This is a genomic window from Sphaerochaeta sp., assembly GCF_050178175.1.
Classification (GTDB): Bacteria; Spirochaetota; Spirochaetia; order Sphaerochaetales; family Sphaerochaetaceae; genus Sphaerochaeta.
This window is the reverse complement of the sequence record NZ_JBFXGH010000187.1, coordinates 1-2,935: the sequence shown is the minus strand read 5'-3', so window position 1 is coordinate 2,935 and position 2,935 is coordinate 1. Positions and strand designations below refer to the sequence as shown.

Here is a 2,935-nt window from a genome sequence, read left to right as displayed (position 1 = left end):
ACAACCCTCTCTTCTCATCTCTTGGCAGGTACGTTCCACGCACGTACCTGTTTTTCTTCAAGAAAGGCTTCTCAGCAAAATGTTGTTGCTACCCTATTACAGTTACCCCTATAAATTGCAATCAGAAGTCCAGATTTACCCTTATTTTTATCATGATGGTCATATTGTTACCCAATCACCACCTTGTTGACATCTCCCCGATGCTCAGAGGCGAAGGTGAAGGCCTCCACTACCTGGTCGAAGGGGAATCGGTGGGAGATGATACCTTCAACTGAGAGTGTCTTGGAAGCCAAGAGAGATAGTACTGGGCCAAAAGTATTGCAGTATCGGTTCACTCCCCTGACATCCAGCTCTTTCTCAATGACTGTCTCCATGGAGAAGGGGAAAGAGGGAACCTCTGGCCAACCGACCAGGACAATCACCCCACCCCGTTTTGCAAGAAATGGTGTGGAGGAGGCTCCCTTGCTGGAGCCGGAAGTATCGAACACCACATCAACACATCTTCCATGGGTTAAGGAAGCAATCTGTTCAGTTGTAGAGTTCTTCCCTGCATGTATGATCCCATCACATCCCAATTCCTTCGCTTTTTCCAGACGGGAGTCAAACACATCAATCATATATACCTTGCTTGCCCCAAAAGAGCGGGCAACCAGCATGGGGAAAAAGCCAATCGGGCCGGAACCCACAATGGCCACAGAGGAGCCCGGCTTTAATCCTGCACGGTTGCATGCCTGCATACCGACCGACAAGGGCTCAACCAACGCACCCTCTTCCAACGACACCCCGTCAGGAAGTCGGTGCAACATGGAACCATCAATAGACACATACTCAGCAAAGGTTATAGCGACCACTCCGACAGAACTCACACTTCCCACAGGGAATCCCTGGTTCTATGACCACGAGCTCACCTTCAGAGAAGCCAGGGCCTTCCACCACCTTTCCTGCCGCTTCGTGACCTGGTATATAGGGCTCATCAACCACAAAGGGACCAAGTTTTCCCTCAGTAAAGAAGTGGATGTCCGATCCACAAAGCCCATTGGCCAGGATCTGCACCAGGACCTCATGTTCTTTCCGCTCTGGTACAGGAACCTGTTCCAGACGTAAGTCTTTTTTCCCATAGAGAACTGCTGCTTTCATCATTTCATTTCTTCTCATTTCGTGCCAATGAAGCTATTTCCTCGAGCCTAAGATTGCAATCAGGTGCAAACTGATCACTCTGCATATATGAAAGAATTGAATGGAACAACTGACGAGCAACCTTACGCTGCTTCAGGTCAGAAGTCAGATCCATGCTACAGACCATCAATTTACCCGGACCAATCATACACTCGAACAGCAATCCAAGCTTGTGACTCCTGAACCAAGTGTCGATCGGCTGTACCATGGGAGACAGCTCATGGGGAAGATCATCAAGGACCATGGCACTGCTGCCATGTACCAACTCCCACCACTGCCAATCACTATGGTCCTCAGTCGGAAACTCAGAAAAGACCGGATGCCCAGCGTCCACTACCATTCCAAGGGTATGGGGTGCTTGTCCACCAGTCCAGGAGGTGTTCCAGAACACAGAGGAGAAACCCAAAGCCACCTCCGGTACTCCAGAGGTGAGCAACAGAACCTTTTTCCCGTCAAGAAGCGCCTTACGGCTCTTCTCATCCAGACAATCCGTTACCAGTACATCCCTTGGCTCAAGATCCACCTCTCGAGGGAACACCCAGATATCCCATGAGTTTTCCTTTCTTGGATCGTCCAAGCTAACAGAGAGAGTCAGCTTTTGAGCACCAACAAGTTCGGGAATGGATAAAGAAAGGATAGCCAAGGGCTGTAATCCCCTTCCTACAGCTTCCTCAGTGGGGAGGTATCCACATTGTACCTGGCCTCCCTCCTCGTCGCACAAACTCCATGTTACCTTCGGTTGCTCAATTGCATTGCGACCAAAGTTTGCCAGCTCAATCTCTGCCTCCAGTGTTTCACCTGCGGTATAGTACCGCATGGGAAGTCTGGCAAGCAAAACAATGTCATCACAGAACCTTCTGAACTGCTCACCGCTACAGTACCCCTTCTCCTGCCAGAAAGCATTCAACACACCTTCCAGGGCAGTACCCTGGCCAGGGAAGTCTGTGAGAGCCAACAACTGGAATCCTGCCAGATTTCCAGTCCGTAAGGCAGCCTCAATCTCTTCCTTGTAGCACAGCACCTGTTGGAACCCCGAGGCTTGCAGAAACCGATCCGCTTGGCCAGAGAGCCCACGTCGTTCAAGGATATCGGCAAAGACCTCGAAGTTGCGTGGCTTCAAATACCCCGTATACTCCTTCATCTCAGAAAAGTCAGGAAATACGCACCACTGTCCCATCTCATGGGTTACCACAGGACCAGGATACTTTTCACAGATGGCTGTGTAATCACTACAGGTCTCTGGTGCCTTTGCATTGATCCTGGAATCCAATCCCTCACCCCAGGCTTGTATGCGGGGTTCAGGTACTACCTGGTACGCATTCTCTTCCAAGGCAGGCCATCCAGATGCAGAGGTATGCAGCCTTCTTGCATCCTTCTCATTCCATGTAGCTGCCCAAAGTCCCAGCACTTCCTTGTCGCGACCATCAGGCTCATTCCCACTGGCAAAAAAGAGGAATGAGGGATGGTTCCCATACTCAGCTACAATCCTATCAGATTCAGAGAAGAGCCAATCATCAAAGGCCTTGTTCTCATCATAAGCCACTCCCTGGTTCTTCCAGATTGGGCACTCTACCTGTAAATAGAATCCCATACGGTCTGCAACCCTGAAAGCTGCCTCAGGTGGGCACCATGAGTGGAAGCGGATATGGTTCAACCCATATGCCTTGCTCTGGGAGAAGAGGTACTCCCAATACTCCTCCTCCATCGGAGGATGTCCGGTCTTTGGAAAAACACAGCACTCCACCGTCCCTCGGAGGAA

General features: G+C 50.5%; 3 protein-coding genes. All 3 read right to left on the bottom strand.

Annotated elements, in window-relative coordinates; translation table 11 throughout:
- Nucleotides 1-167: 167 nt before the first annotated feature.
- The gene (locus AB7S66_RS12320) at nucleotides 168-875 is read right to left on the bottom strand and encodes a zinc-binding dehydrogenase (protein WP_428520428.1); all 708 of its coding nucleotides are present in this window, start codon (nucleotides 873-875) and stop codon (nucleotides 168-170) included.
- Nucleotides 829-1,140 carry an alcohol dehydrogenase catalytic domain-containing protein gene (locus AB7S66_RS12315; protein WP_428520426.1) on the bottom strand — a complete coding sequence of 104 codons (312 nt, stop codon included), beginning with the start codon at nucleotides 1,138-1,140 and terminating at the stop codon, nucleotides 829-831. Before AB7S66_RS12315 ends, AB7S66_RS12320 begins: the two co-directional genes overlap by 47 nt.
- 1 nt (nucleotide 1,141) lies before the next feature.
- On the bottom strand, nucleotides 1,142-2,935 hold a 1,794-nt coding region (locus AB7S66_RS12310; RefSeq protein WP_428520424.1), incomplete at its 5' end, for a hypothetical protein.